This window comes from Streptomyces lichenis, assembly GCF_023218175.1.
Classification (GTDB): Bacteria; Actinomycetota; Actinomycetes; order Streptomycetales; family Streptomycetaceae; genus Streptomyces; species Streptomyces lichenis.
The window spans coordinates 1-22358 of the sequence record NZ_JALPTH010000017.1; the positions used below are offsets into that span (position 1 = coordinate 1).

Below are 22358 nucleotides of genomic sequence, written 5' to 3' on the forward strand. Positions count from 1 at the left end.
CGGCTGACACCGGGCAACGGGCTACGGGCTACGGGCAACGGGCAACGGGCAACGGGCAACGGGCAACGGGCAACGGGCAACGGGCAACGGGCAACGGGCAACGGGCAACGGGCAACGGGCAACGGGCAACGTTACGGGAGTGGGGCCGGCCTCTTGTGGGCCGGCCCCACTCCCGTTCACCGCCGTGTGGAGCGGGTCCCCGGCGGGGACCTGCTCCCCCACCGTCTGGCTACTCCCCCACGGGCTGACGCGACCGGGAGAAGCGGTGCCACCAGTGGCGGCGCCGCGGGTGGACGGCGCGGCCGAGCCGGCGGCCCAGGAGCAGGTAGCCGAGGAGGGCGCCGGTGCAGTTGAGCAGGACGTCGTCCACGTCGAAGGCCCGGCCGGTGACCATGGCACCCTGGACGAGCTCGACCAGGATCATCACCAGCGCGGTGAGCAGCACCACCCGTACCAGGCCGCGGGCGCGCGGGAAGAGCACCGGCAGCAGCAGTCCGAACGGCACCCCGAGCACGATGTTGCCGCCCAGTTGCTTGACGGTGTCCCGGAAGGCGGGCTGGTCGAGGTAGGAGCGGATCGAGTCGCCGGGGCGCAGGTTGGTGTGGGTGAGGGGTTCGGAGGCGATGGAGGGTTCCAGCGTCAGCCGGGCCAGCACCACGGCGAAGCCCACCATGGCGGCGAAGGCGAGGACCACCGCCAGGGCGCGGACCACGGGCGACGGCCCCTCGCGCCGCGACGCGGAGGACTCCGGGGGCTCGGGCGCGGGCGGGCCTTCCTTGGGTGCCGGGGCGGGGTCGGCGGTACCGTCGCGGACGGTGGCGGTGCGCGTCGCGATGGACCCGCGCCTGGCTGATCGCAGCATGGGAGCTCCCGAGGCGGTGTTCGGTTCTGGCAGTCCTCGCCCGGTTACCCGGGGCCGTTGGCGGCATGCCGGTGCCGTGGGACGCGGCGGAAGAAGGGCCGGCGGTGGCGACCGCGGCGGCCCGCCCGGCCCTCACCGGCAGTCACCCGGGGCCTCCCTGATGCAGGGTCAGGGACAGTCTGATGGGTTGTCAGGGTCGGTCCCCGATCTTGCCCGTGGTTCCTGGAGCCGGTGTCCCTGAGCGGTCCCGGAAGTCGTGCTCGGACCCCCCGGGGCGGTTGACAGTGTGCGGGGCGGGATGGGTGCATGAGCCGAACGCCCGGTGATGGCGGAAGCGGTCGCCCGGTGCGTTGGCCGCGCTCTGCCGACTTCCGCTGGGAGGCACGTTGCTCGCCCGAAGCACTCGCAGGAGAGTCCTCGTTCCGGTGGTGGCCGCGTTGGCGGCGCTGATCGCCGGCACCGCGCCGTCCGCCGCCGGCCCGCCGGGGCCGGTGGCCACGGGAGCCGAACGGCACCGCCCCTCGGACGGGCGGCTGTCCGCGACGATCCGCTACACCGAGCACGGCATACCGCACATCCTCGCCCGCGACTACGCGGAGCTGGGCTTCGGTACCGGCTGGGCGCAGGCGGCCGACCAGGTCTGTGTGCTGGCCGACGGCTTCACGACCGTGCGCGGTGAACGGTCGCGGCACTTCGGGCCCCAGGGCAGGAGTGACGGCTCGCTCTCCTCCGCCTCCACCAACCTGGGCAGCGACCTGTACTTCCGCGGGGTGCGGGACGCGCGGACCGTGGAGCGGCTGCTCGGCCGGCCGTCACCGCAGGGCCCCAGCCGCCAGTCCAAGGAGCTGGTCCGGGGCTGGGCGGCCGGCTACAACGCCTGGCTGAAGCAGAACCGGATCACCGATCCGGCCTGCCGGAGCGCGGACTGGGTGCGGCCGGTGAGCGAGCTGGACGTGGCCCGCCGGCTGTACGCGCTCGCCGTACTCGGCGGCGAGGGAGGCGCGGTCGACGGCATCACGGACGCACGGCCGCCGACGGCCGGCAAGGCTGCGGCCGGGGCGGCGGCCGATCCGGCGCGTTCGGCCCGGGCGGCCCGGGAGCTGTTCGCGGCCGGCAAGGCCGGCATGGGTTCCAACGCGGTGGCCTTCCGGGGCAGTACCACGGCGAACGGCCGGGGACTGCTGCTCGGCAACCCGCACTACCCCTGGCACGGCGGTCGGCGGTTCTGGCAGTCGCAGCAGACCATTCCCGGCGAACTGAACGTGTCGGGCGGCTCCCTGCTCGGCTCGCCCTCCGTCAGCATCGGCTTCACCGACAAGGTGGCGTGGAGCCACACGGTCTCGACCGGGGTGCCGCTCAACCTGCACCAGCTCACCCTGGACCCGGCGGACCCGACGGTCTACCTGGTGGACGGGGCCCGGGAGCGGATGACCGTCCGGACGGTGGCGGTGCCGCTGAAGGACGGCTCCAGCGTGCGCCGCAGCCAGTACCGGACCCGGTTCGGGCCGGTGGTCACCTCGCTGGACGCCGAGCTGCCGCTGCCCTGGTCGGCGACGACCGCGTACGCGCTCAACGATCCCAACGCGGCCCATCTGCGGATGACGGACGCCGCGCTGGGCCTGGCCAGGGCCCGCTCGGTACGAGGGGTGCGCCAGGCGCTGGACCGGGCGCAGGGGCTGCCCTGGGTGAACACCGTCGCGGCGGACTCCTCCGGGGGCACCCTGTTCACCCAGGCGCAGGTGCTGCCGAGGATCACCGACGAGCTGGCGGAGCGCTGCTCGACGCCGCTGGGCAGGGTGGTCTACCCGGCCGCGGGGCTGGCCGTGCTGGACGGCTCGCGCGGGGACTGCGCACTGGGCAGTGACCGGGACGCGGCCCAGCCGGGGATCTTCGGGCCGGGGCGGATGCCGGTCCTCCAGGACGCGCCGTACGCGGTGAACTCCAACGACAGCGCCTGGCTGGCCAACGCCGACCGGCCGCTGACCGGCTACGAGCGGGTGTTCGGCACCGTGGCGACCGAGCGGTCGCTGCGTACCCGGGGCGGCACCGAGGACGTGTCCGCGATGGCGGCCCGGGGCGGGTTGACGGTGGCCGACCTCCAACGGCAGCAGTTCGCCAACCGGGTGCCCGCCGCGGACCTGGCCGTCGCCGACGTGGTGCGGGCCTGCCCGGCGGCGCTCCCGGACGAGCCGGAGGCGTGCGCGGTACTGGCCCGGTGGGACCGGACGACGGACACCGGCAGCCGGGGCGCCCTGCTGTTCGACCGGTTCTGGCAGAAGCTGAGCGCCCTGGTGCCCTCGGGGCAGCTGTGGAAGGTGCCGTTCTCGGCGGCCGATCCGACAGGCACCCCGAACACTCTGGACACCTCCCGCCCCGGCTTCGCGATGGCGCTGCGGCAGGCGGTGGCCGAGCTGCGGTCCGCCGGCACGCCACTGGACGCGCCGCTCGGTGCGCACCAGTACGTGGTGCGCGGCGGGGAGCGGATCCCGGTGCCCGGCGGCGCCGGCCGGCTGGGGGTGTGGAACATGATCGTCGGGCAGTGGGACCCGGCGAAGGGCGCCTACACGGAGGTGGTGCACGGGACGAGCCATGTGCAGGCGGTCGGCTGGGACGGCGGCCGCTGCCCGGTGGCGCGGACGCTGCTGACGTACGCGCAGTCGTCCGACCCGCGCTCGCCGTACTTCGCGGACCAGACGAGGCTGTTCTCCGGTGAGCGCTGGGTGACGGCCCGGTTCTGCGAGCGGGACATCCTGGCGGACCCGAAGCTGAGGGTGGTGCGGGTGCGCCAGTGACGGGCCGCCCCCGGTGGCCCCGCCACGCCGGTGGCTCCCGGCGCGGTGGGGCCGGGCGCGGGGGCGGGGGTGAGCGCCGGTCGAGAGCCTCGCCCGGCCGAGGGGGCGGGGACGGCCGACGCGCGGTCAGCGGGCCGGTGGTGGGGCTGTCTCGGCGAGGAATGAGCGGATTTCGGCGGCGAGGCGTTCGGGCTGGTCCTCGGGGACGAGGGTGGAGGAGCCGGCGATCTCGACCAGCCGCCCCCGGGGGTAGAGCGCGGCGAGCCGGGGGCCGTGCTCCCGGGGCATCAGCCGGTCCTCGGCCGCCCAGACGACCAGGACGGGGCGGTCGAAGGAGCGCAGCCGTTCGCTCCAGTCGAGGAGGGTGGCGCGGTCGGGTGCCGAGGCGGCGAACCTGGCGAAGTCCCGGCGGATGGAGCGGCTTCGCAGGGCCGGGGCGAACCAGTCGTCCATGATCTCGTCCGGTACGCCGCGCAGGCTCATCCCGCCGTAGGTGGCCTTGGCGTGGCGCACCGCCGGGATGCGCAGCAGGTTCATCAGCAGCCGGATGCCGCCGGGGACGCGGGCGATCGTCTCCAGCGCCTTTCCCGGTCCGGGCGGGAAGTTGTCGAACGCCTCGCAGGCCACCAGCACCAGCCGCCCGACGCGCTCGCCCCGGCCCTCGGACAGCAGGAACTGGCCGCCGCCCCAGTCGTTGAGGACGAGCGTCACCTCGTCCAGCCCGAGCCGTTCGATGAACTCGCCGAGCAGCAGCGCCACTCCGCGCTGCGTCAGGTCGGCGTCCGGGCGCATCGGGGTGCGGTGGCCGCCCAGGGGCAGGGTGGGCAGGACGCAGCGGTAGCCGGTCATCAGCGGCACCACCTTGCGCCACTGGGTCTCGTTCATCGGGACGCCGTGGCAGAACACCAGCACCGGGCCGTCCCCGCCGGTGTCCTGGTAGTCGACCGGTCCCGCGGACAGTTCGATCCTGGCCATGCGCACTCACTCCTCGGCTGGTGGTGCTTCCCCGTGCACGGTGCCGTCCGGCGGCCTGTCCGTCACCCTACCCGCGCCGGTGGACGGGGCGGCGGCGGGCTGCCGGAGGGAAGGGGGCGGTGCGGCCCTCCCGGGGGCGGCCGTCAGGGGCTGATGGAGAGGAACACGAACGCGGCGAACAGCACCAGGTGCAGTCCGCCCTGGAGGGAGGTGGCCCGGCCCGGCACCACGGTCAGGGCGCTCACCACCGCGGTGAGGGCCAGCAGTACCAGGTGCACCGCGCCGAGGCCGAGGACCAGGGGGCCGCTCAGCCAGACGGACGCCAGCGCGATGGCCGGCACGGTCAGTCCGATGCTGGCGATGGCGGAGCCGTAGGCGAGGTTGAGGCTGGTCTGCATCCGGTCGCGGCGGGCGGCGCGGACGGCGGCGAGGGTCTCGGGTGCCAGCACCACCAGGGCGATGACCACGCCGACCACCGCCTTGGGCAGTCCGGCCGACTCGACACCGTCCTCGATCGCCGGTGAGACCAGTTTGGCGTTGCCGACGACCGCCACCAGGGCCACCAGCAGCAGGGTGACGCTCCACCACATGGTGCGGGCGCCGGGCGGCGGGGCGTGCTCCTCGGGGTCCTCGGGGGTGGCGGTCGTGCCGCCGCCTTCCGGGTGGCGGGCGACGGGGAGGAAGTAGTCGCGGTGCCGGACGGTCTGCACGGCCACGAAGTTGGCGTAGAGGCAGAGCGAGGCGACGGCGGCGAAGACGAGTTGCGCGCCGGAGAACTCGGCACCGGAGTGGCTGGTCGTGAACGACGGCAGGACCAGGGTCATGGTGGCCAGCATGGTGACGGTGGCGAGCGCGCCCCCGGAGCCCTCGGCGTTGAACACCGCGACGCGTTCGCGTACGGCCGCGACGAGCAGTGAGAGGCCGACGATGCCGTTGCAGGTGATCATCACGGCGGCGAACACGGTGTCCCGGGCGTAGGTCGCGGCCTCCGGTCCCCCGCCGGCCATCAGCATCACGATCAGCCCGACCTCGATCACCGTGACGGCGACGGCGAGGACCAGGGAGCCGAACGGCTCGCCGACCCGGTGGGCGACGACCTCGGCATGGTGGACGGCGGACAGCACCGAGCCGATCAGGACGGCGCCGACCAGTGCCAGCACCGGTCCGGGCAGGTCCCGGCCCCAGCCGAGGGCGAGGACCACCACGGCGGCGACCGGTACCCAGGTGGTCCACTGGCGCGCCGGGAACCCGTCGGGAATTTGATCCGACCCGGTGCTCCCCTCCTCCGGTTCACCGCCGCGCCGCGCCGCGGGCCGCTCGCTCGCCGCCCCGTCCCTGCCCTCCGTGCCGCTGCCCATGGCCTCACGCTGTCATCCCGTCAGGTGATCCGCCAAACCGGGTGGGCCGATGGGGCCCTCCGGCCCCGGGTACGGCGCGGGTGACGGGTTCTTGACGCGGCACCGGCGGCGGTAAGAAAGTTTCACCTACTGCGCGGGGGTCCGAAGGATTCTTTCAGCGAGCGGCCGGTCCGTGCCGCCCGCGGCGAGCGGAGAGGGCGGCGATGGCCGAGGGGGCGGAGCATGGCGGCAGGCACCCGGAGATCAGCCGTCGCCGGCTGGGCGGCGGGATGCTGGCACTGGGAGGTGCCCTGGTGATCGGTGCGGTTCCGGGGGCGGCGGCGGCCGAGGCCCGGCCCGCGGGGCGTCCGCGGCCGGAGAGCCGCCCCACCCTGCGGCTGGGCTCCGCCGAGCGGGCCGGGCTGCTGCCGGCCGCGCTGGACGACCTGGTGGCGGAGGCCGAGCGCTTCCTCGGCCCCTCCCCCACCCACCCCTGGTACGCCGGGGCGGTGCTGCTCGCCGGGCGCGGCGGCACGGTCGCCCTGCACCGGGCGATCGGCCACGCGGTGCGGTATGCGGGCTACGACGAGAAGACGGACACCGGGGTGGAGCTGCCGCCCGAGCGGCGGGTGCCGATGGCCGAGGACACCGTGTTCGACCTGGCCTCGGTGTCCAAGCTCTTCACCTCCGTCCTGGCGGTGCGGCAGATCGAGCGCGGCCGGCTGGAGCTGGAGGAGAGGGCCGCGACGTATCTGCCGGAGTTCGGCGGCGGCGGGAAGCAGGACATCACCGTGCGGCAGCTGCTGACGCACACCTCGGGGCTGCGGGCCTGGATCCCGCTGTACCAGGAGCCGACCCGGGAGGGGCAGCTGCGGCTGCTGTGGAAGGAGGCCCCGGCCGACCCGCCCGGTTCGGTCTACCGCTACTCCGACCTCAATCTGATCACGCTCCAGCTCATCCTGGAGGAGATCACCGGGCAGGCGCTGGACGGGCTGCTGCGCAACGAGATCACCGGCCCGCTGGGCATGCACCGCACCCGCTACAACCCGCCCGCCTCCTGGCGGCCCAAGATCGCCGCCACCGAGGACGCCCGCCCGCCGTGGTCTGGTCTGGACCGGGGCCTGGTGTGGGGCGAGGTGCACGACGAGAACGCCCACGCGATGGGCGGGGTGGCGGGGCACGCCGGGGTGTTCTCCTGTGCCTGGGACCTGGCCGTACTGGCCCGCACCCTGCTCAACGGCGGGGTGTACGGGCGGGCCCGCATCCTGGAGCCGTCCTCGGTCACCCTGATGTTCACCGACTTCAACACGGACTTCCCGGGCGACGAGCACGGACTCGGCTTCGAGCTGAACCAGCACTGGTACATGGGGGCGATGGCCACCCCGCTGACCGCCGGTCACACCGGCTTCACCGGGACCAGTCTGGTGATCGACCCCACCACCGACTCCTTCCTGGTGGTGCTCGGCAACTCGGTGCACCCGGTGCGCTCCTGGCGCTCGGGCTCGGCGCCCCGGGTCGCCACCGCCGACCGGATGGCCCGCGCCGTCGCCGTACGCCCCGCGCACGGGCGCACCGCCTGGTTCGGCGGGATGGCCTCCGGCCGGACGGCGGTGCTGGCGCTGCCCGCGCTCACCCCCCGTTCGCCCCGCCCCCGGTTGCGCTGCTCCCTGTGGTGGGACACCGAGCCCCGTACCGACGCGGTGTTCCTGGAGGCGTCGGGGGACGGCGGGGCGAGCTGGCGGCCGGTGCCGTTCACCACCGCGCGCCCCGGCGCGGCCGCCGAGTCCCGTCCGCAGGGGACGGTCACCGGCTGGTCCGGACGGGTGTGGCACCGGGTGGAGGCGGACCTGTCCGGCTGGCGGGGCACCGAGGTGCGGCTGCGCTGGCGGTACACCACGGACCCGCGGTACGTGGGCCGGGGGGTGTACGTGGACGGGATGCGGGTCCTGGACGGTGCCCGGACCCTCTTCGACGAGACCCGGCCCGCGGACGCCGCGCGCGTCGAGGCGGACGGCTGGACGCTCTCGGCGGACTGACCGGCGGGGGCGGGGAGTCACTTCTGGGCCTGCGGCGCCGGGAAACCCCCTCTGACGTGCGATTTCGCCGATGGGGAAACCGGGGGCGGCCGCGCGCGGATGCGAAGCCCGGACCGCCGCGTGAGACTGAGGGGCGGGGGATCGCTCGGCGAGGAGGATGACCCATGTCCATGATGGACAAGATCAAGGCGAAGCTCAAAGGCCACGAGTCCCAGGTCGACAAAGGTGTCGAGAAGGGCGGTGACTATGTCGACAAGCGGACCGGGGGCAAGTACAGCGGCCAGGTCGACTCCGCCCAGGACCGGATGAAGGACGAGTTCGGCAGGGACCCGAACCAGGACCCGCCGACCCGTACGTGAGCCGCGCGCTCCTTCTCACCCGCGCCCCCGTCCCGCGCCCCGAGCGCGGCGGCGGGGGCGCGTCCGTGCGCGGCGCCACCCGGGCGGACCGCTCGGGGTGCGGGGGCGCGCGGGGTGGTGAACAGTCGTCACGGAAGTCCCCACTCGAAGGAGAAACCCATGCTTCGGCGTATCGCTTTCGTTCTGGCCGGTCTGATGGCCGTCGGCCTCGCCGCCGCCGGTCCCGCCGCCGCCCACACCTCCGATGTCGAGGGCGCCTGGTTCGACGCCGGTCGGGCGCAGGCCGGCGACGTCCGGGTGGAGTGGATCCACGGCGGCGAGTACGAGATCGACTGACGTGGCGCTCCGGGTGCCGGTGTGACCGGCGCCCGGGCCCCGCACCGGCCGTCCCCTCGGGGGCGGCCGGCGGCATGTCCGGAGGCGTGACGGACAGCGGCCCGGGGGCGGGGCCGGGCGGGTCAGGCGGACTCACGCAGGACCAGTCGCGGGGCGAAGACGACGGTGGTGGCCGGGCGGTCGGGGTGCTCGATGTGGCCTTGGAGCAGCCGGGCCATCTCGGCGGCCATGTCCTCGACGGGCTGGCGGACCGTGGTGAGCGCCGGGCGGCAGGAGGCGGCCACCGGGCCGTCGTCGAAGCCGATGACGGCGACGTCCTCGGGGATCCGGCGCCCCCGGTCCCGCAGGACGTGGCAGGCGCCCTGGGCCATGACGTCGTTGGCGGCGAACACCGCGTCGAGGTCGGGGTGGCGGGCCAGCAGCCGGGCCATCGCGGCCTCGCCCGACTCCTGGCTGAACCCGCCCTCGGCGACGGGCACCGCGGTGACGCCGTGGCGGGCCATGGTGTCGCGGAAGCCGCCGAGGCGCTCCTGGACGGCGGGCAGGGCGGTGGGGCCGGTGATGGTGACCGGGCGGGCGCGGCCGAGGGCGAGGAGGTGCTCGGCGGCCAGCCGGGCGCCCTCCCGGTGGTCGAGGTCGACGCAGCTGAGCGGGACCGGGAGGGCGGGGCGGGCGAACACCACGGCCGGCAGGCCGGCGGCGGCGAGCTGGGCGGGCAGCGGGTCGTCGGCGTGGTTGGAGACGACGAGGGCGCCGTCGGCGCTGCCCTGGCGGAGGTAGGACACCACATGGTCGCGGTCGGCCGGGGACTCCGCGAACATCAGCACCGGGTGCATGGAGCGCGGCCGGAGGAACTGGACCACTCCGGTGACGACCCGGCCGAAGAAGGGGTCGGTGACGGTCCGTCCGGCGAACGCGGTGGAGGCGGAGGGCGAGTCGTCGTCGGCTCCGGAGACGACCAGCGCGATGGTCTCGGCCCGGCGGGTCACCAGTGAGCGGGCCGCCCGGTTGGGCGCGTAGCCGGTGGCGGCGACCGCCCGGCGTACCGCGTCCTGGATGACCGGGTCGACGTTGCGGACCCCGTTGACCACCCGGGAGACGGTGGCGCGGGAGACGCCGGCGGCGCGGGCCACGTCCTCCAGGGTGGGGGCACCCGCGGACCGTCCGAAGCCTCTGCTCATGGCGGCGCTCATGGGCGTCTTTATAGCACTGAGCCGACTCTTCGGGAGAGCGCTCCACCGAAGTGTGCAGGTCGGCCAACTGGCCTCTGATCATTGGTTGTCGCATCGGTGCACGCCTCTTGACGCGGAGTGTCACCCGGCTGAAGCTTCCGGATAGCCGGAGAGCGCTCTCCCATTCTCCGATCCCCCTTTCCTCCTCCCCTCGCGGCGTGTCCGCGCCGCCGAGTCCGCCGCACCCGCCGATCCGCCAGTCAGGAGACCCCCATGTCCTTCGCACCACGGAGCAGTGGTCCGCCACGGGCCCGCGGCACCGCCGCGCTCCTCGCGGCCGCGCTGTTCGCGGCCCTGCTCGCCCTCGTCCCGGCGCCTCCCGCGCACGCCGAGCCGGTCCTGCTCTCCCAGGGCAGGCCGGCCACCGCCTCCAGTCAGGAGCACACCTGGTCCTCGGCCGCCGCGGCGGTCGACGGCGATCCGGGCACCCGCTGGTCCAGTGCGGCGTCCGACCCCCAGTGGCTCCAGGTCGACCTGGGCGCGCAGGCGTCCGTGGAGCGGGTGGTGCTGCGCTGGGAGGCCGCGTACGCCCGGGCGTACCGGATCCAGCTGTCCGGCAACGGGACCGACTGGAGCGACGCCCACACGACCACCACCTCGACCGGCGGCACCCAGACCGTGGCCGTCTCCGGCAGCGCCCGCTTCGTGCGGATGCTGGGGACGGCCCGCGCCACGCAGTGGGGCTACTCGCTCTGGGAGTTCCAGGTGTACGGCACCACCACAAGCGGTCCGCAGCTGCCGGGCGGCGGCGACCTCGGCCCCAACGTCCTGGTCTTCGACCCCTCGACGCCGAACATCCAGGGCCGGCTGGACGAGGTGTTCCGGCGGCAGGAGTCGGCGCAGTTCGGCAGCGGCCGCTACCAGCTGCTGTTCAAGCCGGGCACGTACAGCAATATCAACGCGCAGATCGGGTTCTACACCTCGATCTCGGGCCTGGGCCTCTCCCCCGACGACACCACCTTCAACGGCGATGTGACGGTCGACGCGGGCTGGTTCAACGGCAACGCCACCCAGAACTTCTGGCGCTCGGCGGAGAACCTGGCGCTGAACCCGGTGAGCGGCACCAACCGGTGGGCGGTGTCGCAGGCGGCCCCGTTCCGCCGGATGCATGTGAAGGGCGGGCTCAACCTGGCCCCGGACGGCTACGGTTGGGCCAGCGGCGGCTATATCGCGGACAGCAGGATCGACGGCACCGTGGGGCCGTACTCCCAGCAGCAGTGGTACACCCGGGACAGCTCGGTGGGCGGCTGGACCAACGGCGTGTGGAACATGGTCTTCTCCGGGGTGCAGGGCGCACCCGCGACGGGCTTCCCCAACCCGCCGTACACCACCCTGGACACCACGCCGGTCTCCCGGGAGAAGCCGTTCCTGTACCTGGACGGCAGCGAGTACAAGGTGTTCGTGCCGGCCAAGCGGACCGGCGCGCGCGGCACGTCGTGGGGGAACGGGGCGCCGCAGGGCACCTCGCTGCCGCTGAGCCGCTTCTACGTGGTCAAGCCGGGCGCCACCGCGGCCACCGTCAACCAGGCGCTGGCGCAGGGGCTGCACCTGCTGTTCACCCCGGGCGTCTACCACGTGGACCGGCCCATCGAGGTGAACCGGGCGGACACCGTGGTGCTGGGACTCGGCTACGCCACGATCATCCCGGACAACGGGGTGACCGCGCTGAAGGTCGCCGATGTGGACGGGGTGCGGCTGGCGGGTCTGCTGGTCGACGCGGGCCCGGTCAACTCCCGTACGCTCGTGGAGATCGGCCCGGAGGGCGCGTCCGCGGACCATGCGGCCGATCCGACCACGGTGCAGGACGTGTTCATCCGGATCGGCGGCGCCGGCCCGGGCAAGGCGACCACCAGCATGGTGGTCAACAGCGATGACACGATCATCGACCACACCTGGGTGTGGCGCGCCGACCACGGCGAGGGCTGGGGCTGGGAGACCAACCGGGCCGACTACGGGGTGCGGGTCAACGGCGACGACGTGCTGGCGACCGGGCTGTTCGTGGAGCACTTCAACAAGTACGACGTGGAGTGGTTCGGGGAGCGCGGCCGGACGATCTTCTTCCAGAACGAGAAGGCGTACGACGCGCCCAACCAGGCCGCCATCCAGAACGGTGCGACCAAGGGGTACGCCGCCTACCGGGTGGACGACTCGGTGGACACCCATGAGGGCTGGGGGCTGGGCAGCTACTGCTACTACAACGTCGATCCGACGATCCGGCAGGACCACGGCTTCAAGGCGCCGGTGAAGCCCGGGGTGAGGTTCCACAGCCTGTCGGTGGTCTCCCTGGGCGGCAACGGCCAGTTCGAGCATGTGATCAACGACCGGGGAGGCCCGACCTCGGGCACCTCCACCATCCCCTCGACGGTGACCCACTTCCCGTAAGGCCGGGAAACGCCCCGACGGCCTGCTCCGCCCTCGCGTCGGGGGCGGGGCCGGTCGGGGTCATCCGGTCCGGGGGGGGGAGGCGGGGCGGTCAGCGGCCGGGGGCGGGGTGCAGGACGGCCATGGCGGCGTTGTGGCCGGGGATGCCGCTGACGCCGCCGCCGCGCAGGGCGCCGGCGCCGCAGAGCAGGATGCCGGGGTGTCCGGTGGCCACGCCCCACTGTGCGGCGGCATCTTCCGTCCCGGCCGGGTCGGCGGTGTCCGGGGCGTGCGGGAAGGACAGGTCGCCGTGGAAGATATGGCCGCCGGGCAGGCCGAGTTCGCGTTCCAGGTCGAGGGGGGTTTTGGCCTCGATACAGGGGCGGCCGTCCGCGTCGCGGGCGAGGCAGTCGCTGAGGGGTTCGGCGAGGTGGGCGTCGAGTTCGGCGAGGACCGCGTCCAGCAGGGCGGCGCGGGTGGCGTCGTGGTCGCCGGTGAACAGCCGGGCGGGGGTGTGCAGGCCGAAGAGGGTGAGGGTGTGGTGGCCGCTCGCGGCGAGCTCGGGCGCGAGGATGCCCGGGTCGGTGAGGGAGTGGCAGTACAGCTCGGCGGGCGGGGCGGTGGGCGCCCGGCCGGCGGCGGCCTCGCGGTAGGCGCGGGCCAGTTGGCCGTACCCCTCGGCGACATGGAAGGTGCCGGCGAAGGCGGTCGCCGGGTCGACGGCGGGGTCGCGCAACCGGGGCAGCCGGGTCAGCAGCATGTTGACCTTCAGCTGGGAGCCCTCGGCGGGCGGCGGGGGCGGGTCGCCGAGCAGAGCGGCGAGGGTGTGCGGGGAGGCGCCGACCAGGATGTGGGAGGCGGCGACGGTGCCTTCGCCGTCGGCGGTGCGGTAGACGACCTCGCTCTCGCCCTGGCCGGGGTGGATCCGCACCGCCTCGTGGCCGGTGGCGATGCGGGCGCCGGCCGCGCGGGCGGAATGCTCCAGGGCGGCGGTGAGGGCGCCCATGCCGCCGACCGGCACGTCCCAGTCGCCGGTGCCGCCGCCGATGACGTGGTAGAGGAAGCAGCGGTTCTGGACGAGGGAGGGGTCGTGGGCGTCGGCGAAGGTGCCGATGAGCCCGTCGGTGAGCACCACCCCGCGGACCAGGTCGTCGGCGAAGTGCGCTTCGAGGGTGACGCCGAGGGGTTCTTCGAACAGGGCGCGCCAGGCGGTGTCGTCGGCGATCCGGGCGCGGAGCGCGGCACGGGTGGGCAGCGGTTCGGTGAGGGTGGGGAAGACCTGGGCGGCGACCCGCGCGGTCATGGCGTGGAACCGCCGCCAGGCCTCGTACTCCCGGTCGGATCCGGTGAGGGCGGCGAGGGAGGCGCGGGTGCGGCCCGCGCCGACGAGCAGGCCGGTGGGGGCGGCGCCGGGGCGCCGGACCGGTGTGTAGGAGGACACCGTCCGCTTGCGGGTGGCGAAGCGCAGGCCGAGGTCGCGGACGATGCTGGAGGGAAGGAGGGAGACCAGGTAGGAGTAGCGGGAGAGCCGGGCGTCCACCCCGGGGAAGGGCCGCGTGGAGACGGCGGCGCCCCCCGTGGCGGGCAGGCGCTCCAGGACGAGGACGGAGCGGCCGGCCCGGGCCAGATAGGCGGCGGCGACCAGCCCGTTGTGCCCGCCGCCGATGACGACGGCGTCATAGCGGCGGGTGCCCGGGGACGTCTGCCGGGCGGGGTGGCTGTCCGGGTGGGCGGCGCGGTCCGGGGCGGGGTCGTGGGCGCGCGGTGCGGCGGTCATGGCCTCTGGTTAGCACGGGTGCGGCCGGTCGGGCCAGGGCGCGGGCCGGGACGGGGAGCGGGGTGGGGGCGGCTGGCCGCCGGGCGGTCAGGCGGCCCGTTCGTCGCCCGGCGGAGTGGGGGCGGTGCCGGTGGGGAGGCGGAGTTTGTACGGCGCGGGGCGGGTGTGGCGGCCGAGGCGGTCGATGGCGCGGTGGATGTGCTGGGGCGGCAGCTGCCAGCGGACGTCGGCGGGGATGCAGCGGAGCAGGTTGCCCGCGGCGCGCAGCTGCCGGTCGACCGTGTCGGGAGCGGGGGCGGGCCGCCCGTACAGGGTGTGGGCCCAGGCGGGCAGGGCGTGGTAGGCCAGCGCCGAGACGTTGCGCCACAGCAGCGCGCGGGCCGGGACGAGGACGGGCCGGACCGGGGGGCGGCGCAGGAAGGCGTCCACCGTCAAGGCGTCCTCGCCGGCACTCAACTCGGGCCGGACACGGGCGAAGTAGGCAGCCAGCTCCGCGCGGGAGGCGGGCACCTCGGCGGGGTCCAGCCCGACCTGGCGGGCGCTCGCCCGGTGCTCGTCCACATAGCGGTCGGCCTGGGCGTCGGTGAGGGCGACACCGGAGCGGCGGACCACGTCCAGGTAGGAGTCGGTCTCGGCGCAGTGCACCCACAGCAGCAGCTCGGGGTCGTCCACGCCGAGCAGCCGGTGGATGCGGCGGACCCGGGCGCCGGCGCGTTCGGCGGTCTCGGTGGAGTCGTAGGTGAGGGTGGCGACGAAGTCGGCGGTGCGCATCAGCCGGCCCCAGGCGTCGTCCATGAAGGTGCTGTTGATCAGCACTCCGCGGACCGCGCGGGGGTGCAGCGCCTGGAGGTACAACGCCCGGACCCCGGCGACCCACATCATCGGGTCGCTGTGCAGGTGCCAGGTGACGGTGGAGGGGCCGTAGAGGCCGGGATCCGGCTGGGGGTTACCCGTGGTTGCACCCATGACCCGACGGTACCGCCGTTCGGCTGGCGGGGGCAGCCCCCGCGCAGCGGACCCGTCGGCCGGCCAGTCGGTCAATCGGTCAATCGGTCAATCGGTGGAGAGGGCCTCCAGGAGGTCGCCGACCTCCGGTTCGGGCAGGGCACGGGCCACATCGGCCTGGGAGACCATGCCGACCAGGCGGTGGTCCTCGATCACCGGCAGCCGGCGCACCTTGTGCTCGGTCATCCGGCGCAGCACGAACCGGGCGTCGTCCTCGGCGTCCACGGAGACCACCTCGCCCTGGGCGAGGTCGCCCGCGGTGGTGGTCGCCGGGTCGCGGTCCGCGCCGAGCGCCTTCACCACGATGTCGCGGTCGGTCAGCATGCCCTTGAGGCGGTCGTCGGCGCCGCAGATGGGCAGGGCCCCGACGCCGAGCTGCCGCATCCTGCGGGCCGCCTCCAGGACGGTGTCCCCCTCGGCGACGCAGTCGGCGCTCTCGGTCATCAGCTGGCGTGCGTTGGGCATGGCGCTGTTCCTCTCGTCGGACGGGGGTCGGTGGGGGGGTCGGTGGGGTGCGGTCTCAGCGGGCGATGATCAGCGCCATGGCGGCGAACAGCCCGGCGACCAGGAGGGCGAGCAGCAGGATCAGGGCGAGGGGCGCCTTGGCCCAGCCGCTGGTGGGGTTGTGCGTCTCCCGGGGCCCGGCCCCGGGCATGCTGGACTCGGCCGGCGGGGTCTCGCCCGGCGGGACGCCGCCGCCCGGCTCCAGGCCGGGGGTGTCGTCGGGGTCGGGATCGGGGCGGCCGGCGGCTGAACTGGGGTGCGTCATGGCGTACGGGTACGCACTCCGGCGCCTTTCATGCCCGCCCGGCCGCCTCCGTCATGCCGTACGGTCGCCGGGCGCCGCGTCGGGGCGGGTGCGGCGGCGGTGGCTGGTGTCGCACCAGGGGTAGCGGCGGCTGCGGCGGCAGGTGCAGACGGCCACCATGAAGCGGTCGGAGCAGGCGGTGGAGCCGTCCGGCAGCTCGATCTCCACCGGGCCCTCCAGCAGCAGCGGGCCCTCGGGGTCGACCACGACCCGGACGGCACCGCGCCGGTTCCCCGGTCCGCCGCGGCCGCCGGGGACGTCGGACGGGTCGGGCACGTCGGGCCCCTCGGAAGCGCCGGGCGCACCAGCGGCGTCGGGCCGGCCTGAACCGCCGGGCACGTCAGGGGCGTCGGGCACGTCAGGAGCGCCGGGCATGTCAGCGGCGTTGGGCACGGATGACCACCAGTTCCTCCTTGCGGGTGCCGGGTTCGATCAGGCCGCGTTCCTCCAGCCAGGCGGCGTGGCGGGCCATGACGGGGCCGAACGGGATGGATGTGCGCAGCTCCACGCGGCTCTCCAGACCGGTGTCCGCCAGCCGCCGTACCGTCTGCTCCACCCCGCAGAGCGCCGACTGCACCAGCAGCAGCACCCCGGAGTCGCGCAGCAGCGCCGGGGCGTCGGCGCAGAGCCGGTCGAGCACGGTCCGCCCGTCGGCGCCGGCGTGCCAGGTGCGGGAGGCGGCGCTGACCCGGCCGGGGGCGAGGACGTAGGGCGGGTTGGAGAGGATGAGGTCGAAGCGCCGGCCGTCCGCCGGTGCGACCAGGTCGCCCCGGCGGACGGCCACCCGCAGGCCGCGGCGGCGGGCGTTGTAGCGGGCGGCGAGCACGGCGCGCCGGGAGATGTCCACGGCGGTGACCCGGGCGGTGCCGGACTCGGCGGCCAGCAAGGCCAGCGCGCCGGTGCCGGTGCCCACGTCGAGGACGTCGACGCCCAGCCGGTCGAGGACGCGCAGTTCCGCGCGCGCGGCCCGGGCCAGCAGTTCGGTGTCCTCCTGGGGCGCGTACACACCGCGCGGTCTGAGTAGACGCATGCGCTCTGGGTACCTCGGACCTCTCCGGCGAAACGCCGGTGATTCGGCGTGGGAGGAGTACGCGATGGGCCTGGAGTCCGCTTCCGGTTCCGGTTCCGGTTCGCCGGGGGATCTCGGTTCGCTGTGGATGGAGTACGCCCCGGGGCCCGACCGGCCGCCGCTGGACGGGCCGGTGGAGGCGGACGTGGCCGTGGTCGGCGGCGGCGTGGCGGGGCTGTGCACCGCCTGGGAGCTGGCCCGGGCCGGGCGGTCGGTGGTGCTGCTGGAGGCGGACCGCGTCGCGGCCGGGGTGACCGGCTACACCTCGGCGAAGGTCTCCGCGCTGCACGGCGCGGTGTACTCGCGGATCCGGGAGGTGCACGGGGCCCGGGGCGCGCGGCTGTACGGGCGCTCGCAGCAGCTGGCGGTGGAGCGGGTGGCCGCGGTGAGCGAGGAGCTGGGCATCGACTGCGATCTGGAGCGCGTCCCGGCGTACACCTGGACCGAGGACCCGGAGCGGCTGGACGACTTCCGCGACGAGGCGGACGCGGCCCGGGCGGCGGGGCTGGCCGCCTCCTTCACCACCGAGACCCCGCTGCCGTTCCCGGTGGTGGCGGCGGTCCGGGTGGAGGACCAGGCGCAGTTCCATCCGCGCAAGTACCTGCTGGGGCTGGCCGCGGACCTGGAGGTGCTGGGCGGGCGGATCTTCGAGCGGACCCGGGTGACCGGGCTGAAGGAGGGCTCCCCGTGCGAGGTGCAGACCGCCGAGGGGCACCGGGTGCGGGCCCGGGACGTGGTGGTGGCCACGCACTACCCGGTGTTCGACCGGGCGCTGCTGTTCAGCCGGCTGGAGGTGCGTCGCGAGCTGGTGGTGGCCGGGCCGGTGCCCGCGGCGGTGGACCCGGGCGGCGCGTTCCTGACCCCGGAGGGCGGGACCCGGTCGGTGCGGACGGCCCCGCTGGACCCCGGGCGGCGGCTGCTGATCGTCACCGGTGAGAAGTTCACCCCGGGCGCGGTCGGCGCGGGCGAGGTGGCCGAGCGGTTCGAGCGGCTGGCCGACTGGGCGCGGGAGCGGTTCGGCGAGGTGCCGATCACCCACCGCTGGGCGACGCAGGACAACTGGACCACCGACTCGGTGCCGTATGTGGGGCGGCTGCACGCCGCCTCCCGGCACGCGTATGTGGCGACCGGCTTCGCGGGCTGGGGCATGAGCGGCGGGGTGATGGCCGGTGCGCTGCTGGCCGACCGGATCCGGGGCCGGGAGCCGGCCTGGTCGAGCCTGTACGACCCGGTGCGGCTGCACCCGGTGAGGGAGGCGCCGGCGATGCTGCGGTTGCAGGCGAAGGTGGCGAAGCACTTCGTCGGGGACCGGTTCGCCTCGGGGCACGCGGACGCGGTCGACCAGATCCCGCCGGGCGGCGGCGCGGTGGTACGGGTCGGGGGGCGGCGCCTGGCGGTGCACCGGGACGAGGCGGGCGCCCTGCACGCGGTGTCGGCGCGCTGTACGCATCTGGGGTGCCTGGTGCGGTTCAACGACGAGGAGCGGGCGTGGGAGTGCCCGTGCCACGGCTCGCGGTTCGGCGTGGACGGCTGTGTGCTCCAGGGTCCGGCGGTGCGGCCGCTGGAGCGGGCGGAGACCCGGGCGGAGTCCCCGGCGGCGGGGCCGGAGGTCCCGGTCGGGGACGGTGGCTCCGGTTCCGCTTCGGATTCCGGTTCGGTGTCCGGTCAGGGCGGTACGGGCGGGGGTGCGCGATGAGGGCCGGGGCGCCGCTGCCCGAGGCGCGCGGGCCGCTGTCGGCGGCGGTGCTCGACGTCCTGCGCGCGGGTGCGGCGCCGGAGGTGGAGGTGGCCGGGGCCGACCCGCTGGGCGACGATCTGCAACTGGCGCTCTATCTCGCCTACGAGCCGCACTACCGGGCCCTGGAGGGGGTGGCCGACGAGCGCGAGTGGGACCCGGCGCTGCTCGGGCTGCGCCGCCCGATGGAGCGGGCCTTCCTGGCGGCGCTGCGGTCGGCGGTGCCGGACCCGGAAGGGCCGGACGGCGGTGCCGGGGCAGGTGGCGGCGGGGTGGCGGAGGCGCTGGAACCGCTGCTGGTGGAGCCGGTGGACGGCGAGGGCGTCTCGCACCGGTTGATGGCGGATGGGGACTGGGGGCGGATGCGCGAGTACCTGGCGCACCGCTCGCTGTACCAGCTGAAGGAGTCCGATCCGCAGGCGTGGCTGATCCCCCGGCTGGAGGGGCAGGCGAAGGCGTCGCTGGTGGCGGTGGCGTTCGACGAGTTCGGCGGCGGGCGGGGCGAGCGGGTGCACGCCCGGCTGTTCGCCGAGCTGATGGAGGGCGCCGGGCTGGACTCCTCCTACGGGCGGTATCTGGAGCTCGCCCCGGCGGCCACCCTGGCCACGGTGAACGTGATGTCGCTGTTCGGGCTGCACCGCGCCCTGCGGGGTGCGGCGGCGGGGAACTTCGCGGTGCTGGAGATCACCTCGCCGCCGGGTGCCCGGCGGATGGCGAAGGCCCTGGAGCGGCTGGGCGCCGAGGAGCGGTGCCTGCGCTTCTTCACCGAGCACATCGAGGCGGACGCGGTGCACGAGCAGGTGATGCGCCGCGATGTGCTGGGCGATCTGCTGGCGCGGGAGCCGGAGTTGGCCGCGGATGTGGCGTTCGGTATCCGGGCCACGGTCTGGCTGGACGACCGCTGGGCGGCCGGGGTGCTGGCGGCCTGGGACGAGGGCCGCTCCTCGCTGCGGGGGCCGCTGGACGGCCGTACCTGACACCGGTGTTCCGACGCGGGTGCGCCCCGCCCCCGGTGGGGACGGGGCGCATGGCCGGGGGCCGGACGTCAGGGAAGCAGTTCGTCGAGGGCCGCCGGGCCCTTCTCCGCGAGTTTGCGCTCGGCCCAGGCCAGGTTCCTGGGGTTGACGTCGCGACCGGATGCCAGGACCAGGTCCTCCGCGCTGACCTGGCCGCTCTCTGCTCCGCTGTGCAGCAGCCGGTCGGGCGTGCAGCGCTCCCCCGCGGAGTTCTTGTCGGGCTCAGCGTTCATGCCGCCTCCTTGCTCGTCGTGGAGTCATTGTCGACCCCGGGTACCCGGATCGCATCCGCTACACCGGCCGTCCCGGCTCGCCGCCCGGTCGCTCGGGCGAGCCGGTCACCCGGATCAGCAGCAGTGCCATGTCGTCGTGGCGGGGTGCGGCGGCGCGGGCGTGGCCGACCAGGGCGTCGGCGAGGGCGTCCAGGTCGCCGGCCTCGCCGCGGGAGAGCTGTTCGGCGAGGTCGGCGGTGGCCTCGTCCAGGCCCAGCCCGCGCTGCTCGACCAGGCCGTCGGTGTAGAGGGCGAGCAGGGTGCCCGGGGGCAGGGTGAGCCCGCCGGCGGCGTAGCGGGCGGCCGGGTCGATGCCCAGGAGCAGCCCGGGCGGCAGGTCCAGGGGCTCGGTCCGGCCGTCGGGGTGGCGCACCAGGGGCGGTGGGTGCCCGGCGGTGGCGAGCAGCGCCCGGTGGTGGGCGAGGTCGATATGGGCGTACAGGCAGCTGGTGAAGAGCCCGGGATCGAGGTCGGTGAGCAGCCGGTTGGTGCGGGCGAGGACCTCGCCGGGCGGTGCTCCGGCGGAGGCGTGGACGGCGGTGCGGACCTGGCCCATCAGCGCGGCGGCCTCCACGTTGTGGCCCTGGACGTCGCCGATGGTGGCGGCGGTGGTGGTGCCGGTGAGCCGGATGACGTCGTAGAAGTCGCCGCCGATGCCGACGCCCCGGCCGGCGGGCAGGTAGCGGGCGGCGATCTCCAGTCCGGGGACGCGGGGCAGGCTGTGCGGGAGCAGTCCGGCCTGGAGGCGGTGGGCGAGTTCCTGCTTGCTGTCGTAGAGCCGGGCCCGGTCCAGGGCCTGGGCGGTCAGTCCGGCGAGCGCGGTGAGGATGGCGCGCTCGCCGGGGTGGAACGGGCGGGAGCGGTCGTAGGTGAGGACCAGGGAGCCGACCGGGCGGCCGGAGGCGATCAGCGGCAGATAGGCCCAGGCCTCGCCCTGGCCCTTCAGCACGGCGGCGCGGGGGTGGGCGAGGGCCAGTTCGGCGCGGGTGGTGAAGAACAGCGGGGTGCCGGTGAGCAGGACCTTGGCGGCGGGGATGCCGGAGGTGAGCGGCGCGGACTCGTCGCGGACGTCGGCGCGGTAGGGGGCGCCGCGGTAGGCGATGACCCGCAGCCGGTTCTCCTCGGCGGTGAGCAGGGCGAGGGCCTGGGCGCCGAGCGCGGGGACGAGCTGGTCGGCTGCCTGGTCGACGACGTCCTGGACGCCGGCCGCCTCGGTGAGGGTGGCCGCCAGGTGCATCAGCTGGTAGAGCGCGGTGGCCCGGCTGGGCAGCGGGGAGTGCGCCGAGTGCTCGGGGTCGCCGCTCGGTACGGCGGCGTCCTCGGCGGGGGCGGGGGTGATGCGGACGCTGATACCGGTGGGGCCGGGGTGCAGTTCGAAGCAGAGCCGTACCCCCGGGGGCCGGATGGCGGTCAGCGAGGTGGTCTGGCGGCTGATGGCGGCGGCCCGGTAGCGGTCCTCCACGGCCGGGTCGTCCATCCAGGACAGGGCCTCCCAGGGCAGGGTGCCGAGCAGGTCCTCCACCTCGGCGCCGAGCAGGCCGGCGGCCTCCTCGGTGGCGTAGGTGATGACGCCGTTGAGGTCGAGGGCGACGCTGCCGCCGGGCAGCCGCTCGATGAACTCGACGGCGGCGGTGGCCTCGATCGGTCCGGGGGTGCGGCGGTGGGGCCGTACGAGCCGGGGCTGCGGTCCGGGCCGCAGCGGCCGGCCGTTCCCGGCGGCCCGCCGGCACACCCCGGCCAGCCGGGCGCAGCCGGCGGCGATGCCGTCGCGCTGGGCGGTGGTCAGCCGGGGCGGGTGGTCGCCGGGCCAGAGCAGCACCAGGCCGCCCCAGTCGGTCTCGGGGTCGCTCACCGGGGTGGCGGCGAGGGCGAAGCGGTACGGCAGGATCAGCCCGGGCCGGGGGTAGCGGCGGGCCATCTCCTCCTGGCCGCCGACCCACACCAGCCGGCGCTGGGCGACGGCGTCGGCCAGCGGCACCGGGTCGTCCGGCGCGACGCGGTACCAGGGCACGGCGAACTCGCGGGAGACCCCGCCGAGGACGGTGAGGCGCAGGACCCGGTCGTGCGCCGGGCGCGGCGCCGGCAGGGTGGCGGCGCCGGAAGCGGCGGGTGCGCCGCCGGGCAGCCCGCCCGCCTGCTCGTGCGAGGGGGCGGCCGCGGCCGGGGGGTCCACCGTCTCGTCGTCCGGCGCGGGGAGGTAGAGCATGCCGACGGAGGCGCCGGTGCGGCGCATCAGCTCGTCCAGGGCGGCGCCGAGCGGCCGCAGGCCGGAGCCCGCCTCCCACGGATGGTCCACGCTCCAAGCTTGCCCCGGCGGGTGGGGCGGCGCAGGTCGGCGCGGTGCGGGGACGGGGCCGCCCGGGGGCCGCCGGGGGCCGGGCGCCGG

The 22358-nt window shown here is 75.1% G+C and carries 19 protein-coding genes; 7 read left to right on the forward strand and 12 right to left on the reverse strand.

Annotation, left to right across the window (positions count from 1 at the left end):
- Positions 1-229 precede the first annotated feature (229 nt).
- Positions 230-862 carry a VanZ family protein gene (locus M1O15_RS17980; RefSeq protein ID WP_248634952.1) on the reverse strand — a complete coding sequence of 211 codons (633 nt, stop codon included), beginning with the start codon at positions 860-862 and terminating at the stop codon, positions 230-232.
- Between the two features lie 425 nt (positions 863-1287).
- Between M1O15_RS17980 and M1O15_RS17985 the strand changes: the two genes are divergently transcribed.
- Entirely contained in the window at positions 1288-3654 is a 2367-nt protein-coding gene (locus M1O15_RS17985) for a penicillin acylase family protein (protein ID WP_372499498.1), read from the forward strand.
- A 126-nt stretch (positions 3655-3780) separates the two neighbouring features.
- On the opposite strand, the gene M1O15_RS17990 is transcribed toward M1O15_RS17985, so the two are convergent.
- Both M1O15_RS17990 and M1O15_RS17995 read right to left on the reverse strand, forming a co-directional pair.
- Positions 3781-4629, reverse strand: a complete 849-nt coding sequence (locus M1O15_RS17990; RefSeq protein WP_248634953.1) for an alpha/beta fold hydrolase — start codon at positions 4627-4629, stop codon at positions 3781-3783.
- 143 nt (positions 4630-4772) lie between these two features.
- Complete coding sequence (locus tag M1O15_RS17995) at positions 4773-5987, reverse strand: calcium:cation antiporter (protein WP_248634954.1); 1215 nt, start codon at positions 5985-5987, stop codon at positions 4773-4775.
- Between the two features lie 203 nt (positions 5988-6190).
- On the opposite strand from M1O15_RS17995, the gene M1O15_RS18000 reads away from it, so the two are divergent.
- From M1O15_RS18000 to M1O15_RS18010, 3 genes are all read left to right on the forward strand, one after another.
- Entirely contained in the window at positions 6191-8002 is a 1812-nt protein-coding gene (locus M1O15_RS18000) for a serine hydrolase domain-containing protein (protein WP_248634955.1), read from the forward strand.
- Between the two features lie 164 nt (positions 8003-8166).
- Positions 8167-8361, forward strand: a complete 195-nt coding sequence (locus M1O15_RS18005; protein WP_248634956.1) for an antitoxin — start codon at positions 8167-8169, stop codon at positions 8359-8361.
- 159 nt (positions 8362-8520) lie between these two features.
- A complete protein-coding gene (locus M1O15_RS18010) occupies positions 8521-8697 on the forward strand; it encodes a hypothetical protein (RefSeq protein WP_248634957.1) in 177 nt (58 codons plus the stop codon).
- A gap of 122 nt (positions 8698-8819) precedes the next feature.
- Here M1O15_RS18010 and M1O15_RS18015 read toward each other — a convergent pair whose 3' ends face one another.
- Positions 8820-9890: a LacI family DNA-binding transcriptional regulator gene (locus M1O15_RS18015; RefSeq protein WP_248634958.1), complete on the reverse strand. Its 1071-nt coding sequence runs from the start codon at positions 9888-9890 to the stop codon at positions 8820-8822.
- A 252-nt stretch (positions 9891-10142) separates the two neighbouring features.
- Between M1O15_RS18015 and M1O15_RS18020 the strand changes: the two genes are divergently transcribed.
- Complete coding sequence (locus M1O15_RS18020) at positions 10143-12311, forward strand: discoidin domain-containing protein (RefSeq protein ID WP_248634959.1); 2169 nt, start codon at positions 10143-10145, stop codon at positions 12309-12311.
- 91 nt (positions 12312-12402) lie between these two features.
- On the opposite strand, the gene M1O15_RS18025 is transcribed toward M1O15_RS18020, so the two are convergent.
- From M1O15_RS18025 to M1O15_RS18050, 6 genes are all read right to left on the reverse strand, one after another.
- The gene (locus M1O15_RS18025) at positions 12403-14067 is read right to left on the reverse strand and encodes a phytoene desaturase family protein (protein ID WP_248634960.1); all 1665 of its coding nucleotides are present in this window, start codon (positions 14065-14067) and stop codon (positions 12403-12405) included.
- Between the two features lie 87 nt (positions 14068-14154).
- Complete coding sequence (locus M1O15_RS18030) at positions 14155-15033, reverse strand: oxygenase MpaB family protein (protein ID WP_248634961.1); 879 nt, start codon at positions 15031-15033, stop codon at positions 14155-14157.
- Positions 15034-15120: 87 nt separating this feature from the next.
- Positions 15121-15537 (reverse strand): CBS domain-containing protein, encoded by a 417-nt coding sequence (locus M1O15_RS18035; protein WP_248634962.1) that lies wholly within the window; start codon positions 15535-15537, stop codon positions 15121-15123.
- Between the two features lie 55 nt (positions 15538-15592).
- Positions 15593-15841 carry a DUF6480 family protein gene (locus M1O15_RS18040; protein WP_248634963.1) on the reverse strand — a complete coding sequence of 83 codons (249 nt, stop codon included), beginning with the start codon at positions 15839-15841 and terminating at the stop codon, positions 15593-15595.
- A gap of 51 nt (positions 15842-15892) precedes the next feature.
- Positions 15893-16087 (reverse strand): CDGSH iron-sulfur domain-containing protein, encoded by a 195-nt coding sequence (locus M1O15_RS18045; RefSeq protein WP_372499505.1) that lies wholly within the window; start codon positions 16085-16087, stop codon positions 15893-15895.
- Between the two features lie 169 nt (positions 16088-16256).
- Complete coding sequence (locus tag M1O15_RS18050) at positions 16257-16910, reverse strand: HemK2/MTQ2 family protein methyltransferase (RefSeq protein WP_248634965.1); 654 nt, start codon at positions 16908-16910, stop codon at positions 16257-16259.
- A 64-nt stretch (positions 16911-16974) separates the two neighbouring features.
- Between M1O15_RS18050 and M1O15_RS18055 the strand changes: the two genes are divergently transcribed.
- Complete coding sequence (locus tag M1O15_RS18055; RefSeq protein WP_248634966.1) at positions 16975-18645, forward strand: FAD-dependent oxidoreductase; 1671 nt, start codon at positions 16975-16977, stop codon at positions 18643-18645.
- A complete protein-coding gene (locus M1O15_RS18060) occupies positions 18642-19661 on the forward strand; it encodes an iron-containing redox enzyme family protein (RefSeq protein WP_248634967.1) in 1020 nt (339 codons plus the stop codon). The genes M1O15_RS18055 and M1O15_RS18060 overlap by 4 nt, the downstream gene beginning before the upstream one ends.
- 68 nt (positions 19662-19729) lie before the next feature.
- Here the strand turns inward: M1O15_RS18060 and M1O15_RS18065 are convergent, their stop codons facing one another.
- Together M1O15_RS18065 and M1O15_RS18070 are read right to left on the reverse strand one after the other, a co-directional pair.
- Positions 19730-19933, reverse strand: coding sequence for a hypothetical protein (locus M1O15_RS18065; RefSeq protein ID WP_248634968.1), 204 nt, complete (start codon positions 19931-19933; stop codon positions 19730-19732).
- A 58-nt stretch (positions 19934-19991) separates the two neighbouring features.
- Positions 19992-22268, reverse strand: a complete 2277-nt coding sequence (locus tag M1O15_RS18070; protein ID WP_372499499.1) for a SpoIIE family protein phosphatase — start codon at positions 22266-22268, stop codon at positions 19992-19994.
- Between the last annotated feature and the right edge of the window lie 90 nt (positions 22269-22358).

Coding starts and splice junctions, on each gene's coding strand:
- M1O15_RS18025 (WP_248634960.1), bottom strand. CDS start 14,067: ATGACCGCCGCACCGCGCGCCCACGACCCCGCCCCGGACCGCGCCGCC.
- M1O15_RS17995 (WP_248634954.1), bottom strand. CDS start 5,987: ATGGGCAGCGGCACGGAGGGCAGGGACGGGGCGGCGAGCGAGCGGCCC.
- M1O15_RS18060 (WP_248634967.1), top strand. CDS start 18,642: ATGAGGGCCGGGGCGCCGCTGCCCGAGGCGCGCGGGCCGCTGTCGGCG.
- M1O15_RS18050 (WP_248634965.1), bottom strand. CDS start 16,910: ATGCGTCTACTCAGACCGCGCGGTGTGTACGCGCCCCAGGAGGACACC.
- M1O15_RS18000 (WP_248634955.1), top strand. CDS start 6,191: ATGGCCGAGGGGGCGGAGCATGGCGGCAGGCACCCGGAGATCAGCCGT.
- M1O15_RS18020 (WP_248634959.1), top strand. CDS start 10,143: ATGTCCTTCGCACCACGGAGCAGTGGTCCGCCACGGGCCCGCGGCACC.
- M1O15_RS18030 (WP_248634961.1), bottom strand. CDS start 15,033: ATGGGTGCAACCACGGGTAACCCCCAGCCGGATCCCGGCCTCTACGGC.
- M1O15_RS17980 (WP_248634952.1), bottom strand. CDS start 862: ATGCTGCGATCAGCCAGGCGCGGGTCCATCGCGACGCGCACCGCCACC.
- M1O15_RS18055 (WP_248634966.1), top strand. CDS start 16,975: ATGGGCCTGGAGTCCGCTTCCGGTTCCGGTTCCGGTTCGCCGGGGGAT.
- M1O15_RS18015 (WP_248634958.1), bottom strand. CDS start 9,890: ATGAGCGCCGCCATGAGCAGAGGCTTCGGACGGTCCGCGGGTGCCCCC.
- M1O15_RS18035 (WP_248634962.1), bottom strand. CDS start 15,537: ATGCCCAACGCACGCCAGCTGATGACCGAGAGCGCCGACTGCGTCGCC.
- M1O15_RS18040 (WP_248634963.1), bottom strand. CDS start 15,841: ATGACGCACCCCAGTTCAGCCGCCGGCCGCCCCGATCCCGACCCCGAC.
- M1O15_RS17990 (WP_248634953.1), bottom strand. CDS start 4,629: ATGGCCAGGATCGAACTGTCCGCGGGACCGGTCGACTACCAGGACACC.
- M1O15_RS18010 (WP_248634957.1), top strand. CDS start 8,521: ATGCTTCGGCGTATCGCTTTCGTTCTGGCCGGTCTGATGGCCGTCGGC.
- M1O15_RS18065 (WP_248634968.1), bottom strand. CDS start 19,933: ATGAACGCTGAGCCCGACAAGAACTCCGCGGGGGAGCGCTGCACGCCC.
- M1O15_RS18005 (WP_248634956.1), top strand. CDS start 8,167: ATGTCCATGATGGACAAGATCAAGGCGAAGCTCAAAGGCCACGAGTCC.